Genomic DNA, 5,591 nt, shown 5'->3' with positions numbered 1-5,591 from the left:
CGATCCGTTATCTCGAATCCGAATCGTCACGGTATTGTTGGAGGATGCCTCGGTGCGAATCTCGATCTTTGTCTTTTCCCCTCTAGCTTGTCGCTTTTCCTCTAACGCATCGATCGCATTTGCCAGCAGATTCATAAATACCTGATTGAGCTGGCCGGTATAACAATCGATCGGAGGCAATTGTCCGTATTCTTTGACCACTTCGATCTCGGTGTACTCTGGCTTGGCTTTGAGGCGATTTTGCAGAATCATCAGCGTACCATTGATTCCGTCATGGATATCCACCGTTTTGATTTCCGCTTCATCCAGGCGAGAGAAGTTGCGCAGGGATTTGACAATTTCCTGGATGCGATCGGCTCCAACTCCCATAGATCGCAAGAGCTTCGTCAAATCTTTTTGGATAAAATCGAGTTCGATCGCTTCGATTTCTTCTTGGATGATGGGGGCGGCAGTGGGATATTCCTGCTGGTAAAGTTCCAAGAGGTTGAAGATATCTTCTATATATTCCTTGGCATGGATGAGATTGCCGTAGATAAAATTCACCGGATTGTTAATCTCGTGGGCAACTCCAGCCACCATCTGCCCCAAACTCGACATTTTTTCGGCTTGAATCAGTTGAGCTTGGGTGCGTTGAAGTTTGTGCAGGGTTTCCTGGAGAAATGTAGTTTTGTCGTGAAGTTCCTGGGTGCGCTCTTGCACTCTTTGCTCGAGGGTTTGATTGTAGTGTTCGAGCTGTTCGTTGGCTTGTTGTTGTTCTTGTAACAGTTGCTTCACCCGTCCGATGAGCTGATTCACCGCCAAAGCCAATACTCCTGCTTCGTCCTGGGTGGTGACAGGTGCTTGGAGGTCGAAGTTGGCTTCGGCAGTGGCTTTGTGGGCGATGTAAGTGACTTTTTTTAGGGGGAGAGAGATGGCACGGCTGGTCCGAATGGCAAACAACGCCGCGATCGAACCTGAAAGTAAAATGCTCGCGGCGATCGCTCGCATCTGAAGTGTCTCTGCTATTTGCAAATATTCTTCGGCATCCTCAGCTTCCTGGGCGATGACTTCACCGACCGATTCCAAATCCTCTGAAAAGTTCCTCATCGATCGACCGAGGAGATTTTGGTTCAAGCGAATTAATCGTTCTCGATCTTCTTCTACCTCTTCGGGTCGCCAATTGCTAGGAGTGATATCGCCTACAATAAATTCAACTTCGCCAAAGTACGCAGCCGTCACACCATCGTATTTTGTCGTCAGTTTTTTTACCAGTTCTAACTCGTCCGACTGCTCGTCACTCTCTGGGGAGATGTAAGAGGCTTTTAACTCCCGCCAAGCGCGATCGAACCCGGCAACGTGGTGTTGGAACTCGATATATTCTTCTTGAAATATCTCGGGTTGCCGACCCAAGATAATTATCCGGTGCTGGTGCAGGAGTGCGTGGCTGAGTTCTCGATCGAGGGTCGCCAACAGGCGGGTTTCTTCAAGGACATCTTCGATCTGTTGTCTGGCTAAGTCTTGGTGGCGATCGCCCAAAACAATACCCACTGTCGTTCCCGAAATCGCAATTCCCAAGGTCGCAGCATACCCCAAACTAATTTTTTGACCGACTTTGAGACTGTGGAGCCAATTTCCGACGGGCGCGATCCAAGGGGTGAATAGGCGAGATCGGATATTGGCTGTCAGGTTTGAGGTCACTAAACGAGTCAAAAAAACTGGTCGAGGGTTATCTGTGTCCATAATTAGAGGTGTCAGTACTCCGAAGTGAGATAGGATGAGATACTTCAATATGACTTCAGTCTCACCCTAACAATCACTTGTAAAAAGATTGTGAAGGTAGATCGAAACGATGTAAATCTTTAGATATACGGCAAAAGGAGGGAATAGGAACGAGAAAATAATAATAATAATATTAAGTTTTGTTTTAACTATCCAGGCTTAATTATTTCTGTAATTTAGATAAGACAGAAGCCCGATGAAATAGATATAAAGAGGTCTTGACTCAAGTTTAATATGGGAGCGACGTGAAATCATTTAAGTGAAATGCGATCGCCACCATGTAAAAACCCTTAACTTCTTCCACAAAAAAAATGAACTCAAACCGAATTCAACTAAACGATCGGTCGCACTCAAACGAGCTTTCACTTTGCCCGCGATCGCTATAAAGAACTCGAAAGATTAGACGATCGCGAAATACTTCGTCTGTGGTGGTAAACCATCTGTGATTCGATCGCCGTTCCGGTTCGTGCTACAACAGGGATTGATATTTGCGATTTTGGATGGGTTCTGGCATGGGACGAGTCTTTTTATCAGCGGGACATGGCGGCTTCGAGAACGGTCAGATCGATCCGGGGGTCATTGCTGGAAATACCACCGAAGCGGCTGTTGCCATCAAAATCCGAGATTTAGTTGCCAGCAGCCTGCGCACTCGTCAAGTGGAGGCTCTCATCGTCCCCGACGATCTCAGTGCCGCTCAAACTCTCAATTGGATTAACCTGCGCTATCGTGCTGGAGATATCGCCATCGAACTTCACGCCGAAGGAACCACAAACCCAAATATCCGGGGAACCACCGCCTACTATATTGCCAACAACCCCCAACGCCAAGAGCATGCCGATCGAGTACTAGAAGCCTTGCTGAGGAAGGTCCCACAGCTACAAGATCGCGGAGCGAAACCGGATACGGAAACAGCCACGGGGAGTTTGCTCTTTTGTCGGGGGGTGATTCCGCCGTCGGTGTGGCTGGAAATTGGGTTTCTCACCAACCCCGACGATCGCTTTTTGATGCTCAATCGCCGCCAGGATGTTGCCGAGGGCATTGCCGATGGATTAATCGCCTGGGAGGGGGGAACCTCGTTACCCGACCCTATTGTACCGGTTCCTCCCGCACCGACCTATCCCACCATTGGTATTAATGTCAACGGTCAAATGTATGAAGGGTCGGGTTTGTTAGTCAATGGCAATTCTTTCATTCCAGTGGACTTAGCCGATAGTTTGGGGGTAGACCTATCCAATGCTGCCAATATTCGCCGCCTTCGCTACCGCAATGTGGTGTATATCAAAGCTGTCGATTTGCGAGATTTCAATATCTCTGTCGGCTGGAACAATACCAGTCGCGCGGTGGTTTTACGCTCGATCTTACCCATTTGCGTGGGTCAGTTGGATAAGATTATGGGCCATGGCAACTCCACAGAAGTGCAGTTGATGATTTTCCTGCGAAATACGAACGCGGCGGCAATCTCTGCGTTTCCCGAAATTGCCAAGCTGTATCGAGAGGAGGCAAGCGTCGAGGGGGTCAACTACGATATTGCTTTTACTCAGATGTGTTTGGAAACCAACTTTCTGCGCTTTGGTGGGGGAATAACGGCAAACTCGAACAATTTTGGTGCGTTAGGTTCGGCAACGGGCGATCGTCCTGCGTCTTTCGCTAGTGCGAGAGAGGGGGTGAGGGCGCACATCCAACACCTAAAAGCTTACGCGAGTACGGAACCTCTAGTGCAATCCGTGGAAGATCCCCGGTTTCGCTTCATCACGCGGGGAGTTGCGCCATTGGTCGGTCAACTTGACGGTCGCTGGTCGGCTGCTGCCAACTACGGAGCGCAGATTATGGCGTTGGTACGGCGACTTTACGAGTCGGCGAGTTTGCTGTAGGCGGATCGTTAAGTTTCGCAAATGCTTTCGATCGACGTTCTAAGCCTCAGTCTTACGACCATCAGAGGTCGATCGTTATCTTACGCATAGATTAACAGCTAGTTAAGATAAGGTTATAATAGACTTCTCAAGTCTACTGACTACTGTTTCCACACTCTAGAAGTCGTTGATATGGAATGATTCGGATGCTGGTTACCGAATACATTCTTGTTTCCGTCCCGTTCGTCGATCGATATCAATATTTGCTCCATAGCAAATATTGAAAGATAAAAGAAGACGAATAGAATCAACATTTTAGTCACTTTTTCGAGGCTCTTAATACTCGCTATTCTATTTTGAAATTGCGAAAACTTTGTGTTGAGATAGTGATTTTTTGCTCCATTTTCAGAGAAAGTAAATCATCATGAAGACCGGTTCTAGTTCATTCAAAAATGACTCAAGTTCTTTTAACTTAGATGCACCATTCAAAGTCGATATAGATGTTGCCGTTTTTGCGCGAAAAACGTTACGATTTCTCCTAATCGTCGTTACCAGTCTAGTCTGTTTGTCAATCTTGGGAGATCTGGCTCGCTCTTTTCTGCCAGCTTTTCCTCTTCGCAACTTTTTCACCTATAAATTTGCACTGAGAAACGAACATAATTTCCCGACGCTCTACTCATCGTGGGCATTGCTTTTTTGTTCGGTGATTATCGGCTTTATTTCCTGCTTGAAATTTCGCATCAAAGATCGATATACTCTTTATTGGCAAATTTTGTCTCTCGTCTTTTTCTACTTATCGGTTGATGAGTTAATTGGACTTCACGAATCTTTCTCGGCTCCTATGCATAGGCTCGGGATTAACGGCGTGTTTCATAACGCCTGGGTCGTTCCTGGATTTATCGTTCTGTCAATATTTTTGTTATCTTTCTACAAATTTTTCCGTCATTTGCCGCAATCGACGCAATACTTAACGGCATTATCTACCGTTTTAGCCGTCGGTGGTGCTTTTGGAGTCGAACTCATCAATGGATATTACAAATACCTGCATGGAGAGGACAATTTCGGCTATATTGCCCTGAGTACCCTCGAAGAAATGATGGAAATGTTGGGTATCGTTTTATTTATTTATGCCTTGCTCGCTTACCTTCCTCAAATGGGTATCAACCGTATCAAGTTTGCTTTTAATGTCGATCGAAAAGAATAATTGGCAGTTTCATGTCGGAGAAAGTGACTTACAGCAGCGCTTATACCCTCGTTCCCACCTACGAATGTTTTAATCGCTGCACCTACTGTAACTTTCGTACAGAACCCGGCGGTAGTCCGTGGTTGAGTTTGGCTGCCGCCGGGAAAATCCTCCAATCCCTGCAAGACACCGGGACGATCGAGATTTTAATCCTCAGTGGCGAAGTTCACCCAAAGAGTTCGCGACGTCAAGCATGGTTCGATCGCATTTACCAGTTGTGCGAACGGGCCTTGTCTCTAGGCTTCCTCCCCCATACCAACGTCGGGCCGCTGAGTTGGGAAGAAATGGCACAACTCAAGCAGGTCAATGCCTCTATGGGGTTAATGCTCGAACAAACGACCCCCAAACTGATGGAATCCGTTCATCGCCACGCCCCCAGCAAACGGCCCCAAATCCGCCAGCAACAGCTAGAATGGGCCGGAAAACTGCAAATTCCCTTCACCACGGGTTTGTTGCTGGGTATTGGGGAAACTCCCGCCGACTGGGAACAGACCCTAGAAACGATCGCCGCAAGTCATCGCCAGTGGGGCCACATCCAGGAAGTCATCCTTCAACCCCACAGCCTCGGACAGCAGCAACCCTGGGCAGGAGATACCTTCCAGCCTCAGAAATTAGTAGAGGTGGTAAAACTCGCCCGTCAGATTTTGCCCCCCGAGATTACCATCCAAATTCCCCCCAATTTAGTCGCCACCCCCGAGATTCTCTTGGCCTGCTTGCAAGCAGGGGCAAGGGATTTGGGG

Annotated in this window: 4 protein-coding genes; 3 read left to right on the top strand and 1 reads right to left on the bottom strand. The window is 47.7% G+C overall.

Translation table 11 applies throughout. The features are described from left to right. The coding region (locus IQ235_RS17290) for a sensor histidine kinase (protein ID WP_264322670.1) at window positions 1-1,689 on the bottom strand (1,689 nt) is incomplete at its 3' end. Window positions 1,690-2,270: 581 nt separating this feature from the next. On the opposite strand from IQ235_RS17290, the gene tftA reads away from it, so the two are divergent. From tftA to cofG, 3 genes are all read left to right on the top strand, one after another. After that, window positions 2,271-3,629, top strand: a complete 1,359-nt coding sequence (gene tftA / locus IQ235_RS17285; protein WP_264322671.1) for a hormogonium tapered terminus morphoprotein TftA — start codon at window positions 2,271-2,273, stop codon at window positions 3,627-3,629. Window positions 3,630-4,032: 403 nt separating this feature from the next. Continuing rightward, complete coding sequence (locus tag IQ235_RS19015; RefSeq protein WP_502652925.1) at window positions 4,033-4,812, top strand: DUF8692 domain-containing protein; 780 nt, start codon at window positions 4,033-4,035, stop codon at window positions 4,810-4,812. 11 nt (window positions 4,813-4,823) lie between these two features. Beyond that, window positions 4,824-5,591 (top strand): 7,8-didemethyl-8-hydroxy-5-deazariboflavin synthase subunit CofG (gene cofG, locus IQ235_RS17275; protein ID WP_264322668.1); only part of this gene is annotated, 768 nt, incomplete at its 3' end.

This window comes from Zarconia navalis LEGE 11467 (assembly GCF_015207075.1).
GTDB lineage: Bacteria > Cyanobacteriota > Cyanobacteriia > Cyanobacteriales > Geitlerinemataceae > Zarconia > Zarconia navalis.
The sequence above is the reverse complement of the archived record's forward strand: the minus strand, read 5'-3'. Positions and strand labels throughout refer to the sequence as shown.